Below are 1,362 nucleotides of genomic sequence, written 5' to 3' on the forward strand. Positions count from 1 at the left end.
GTCAGCTGGGACGGATGTCCCACGTGCCGCAGCGGTGCGATGAGGAGGTGCCCGTTGTTGTAGGGATAGCGGTTCAGGACCACGATGGTTTGATCGTCTCGATGCACCACGTAGCGTTCCGGGCAGTCCGGATCAGCCACGGCCTGGCACAGAAAACAGCCAGGATCAGCTTCCGGGGGCAGTCGCTCGGAGGGTATAGATCGCTCCGCCGGGCGATCACACCCCTCGATGTATGCCATGCGCCAGGGAGCCCAGATGAGATCCCGTAATCGACCTTCGTCCATAGTTCCTCGTCTGCAGCCTCGTTTGAAACCCTTGCTTATCGTTGTCGGATGTGGTTGCGAAAAAACCTATTTTCCCTCTGGACGCTCCGCATCGGAAGTGATTTCCACCTCAGCCAGGAAATAGCGGTGCTGACCGTCGTCTCCATCGAGGGGCAGCGCGATCCAGGGTGTGCCCGTCACGCTCCCCACCGAGAGGAACACGCGATAGCGCCCCGGCCGAAGCTGAAACGGCAGGCAGCTCGCGGTTTCCCATGTGGTCGGGATGGGCGGGCCCAGATCGGCCTCCGGGTCCCCTTCCGCCCTGGGACCTTTGATGGCCACATCCCGCACTTTAAGATCCCTGACATTTGCCTGCGTGTTGACAAGCACGGCCACGATGCCGCCCTGGGCGTCCTTCAACGTGAGGGCAGGAAAACCGCCGCCATAGCAGGGCGCGACGCCACGGTTCTCGAAGGTGACGCTCCAGGTCAACGGTTTCCCGACGGTGACCGCCTGGGGTAAACGCACCTCCGTGGGCACCAGCCGGTAACCCAGGTAGCGATTCATGCGATCGACGAGCGATTTATTTTCCCGAAGGAATTCGTGCGGCCACCAGTGGATGGAAACGTAGCTCGCATGATACTCCAGCATGGCACGGAGGTAGAGCGTGCCGTCCTCCCACGCCCCGCGGTCCCGTGATGGGCCGTAGTGTTCGGACTCCAGAATAACGGGCCATCGCGGCCAGAAATCCTGAGCCATCTCAGCGTGGAAATAACTGTTGGGGCGCTTTTGCACGAGAATGCTGTCATCTCGAAGAGTCAGGCCATGTTGCAGGGCATGAGCGATCGCCCGTTCGCCGTTTTCGGTCATGACAAAATCGTCATTGGCAGCCAGCAGCGTGTGCTTGAAATGTTTGCGATACAGGTCAATATGACGGATGACGGTTTCGGCGGGATATTTGATCCGCGTGCTGCTGAAAGTATGGCCTTCCCCCCACACGCCGAACGAGCCCACATCAATGAACGCAACCTCGGGATTGCCGTCATAGCGGGCTGCCAGGGCCGCCAAAAAATGGTCAAGTTTTTCCAGGAAAACCGGG

1 protein-coding gene and 1 pseudogene are annotated in these 1,362 nt (G+C 59.8%); both read right to left on the bottom strand.

From position 1 onward, the window contains the following. Positions 1-284: pseudogene (locus tag H5U08_RS18950) on the bottom strand (hypothetical protein); the annotation flags it as partial. A 66-nt stretch (positions 285-350) separates the two neighbouring features. After that, a partial coding sequence (locus tag H5U08_RS18955) for a DUF4832 domain-containing protein (protein WP_297036769.1) occupies positions 351-1,362 on the bottom strand: 1,012 nt, incomplete at its 5' end.

The organism is Thermogutta sp., assembly GCF_014359955.1.
Lineage (GTDB): Bacteria > Planctomycetota > Planctomycetia > Pirellulales > Thermoguttaceae > Thermogutta.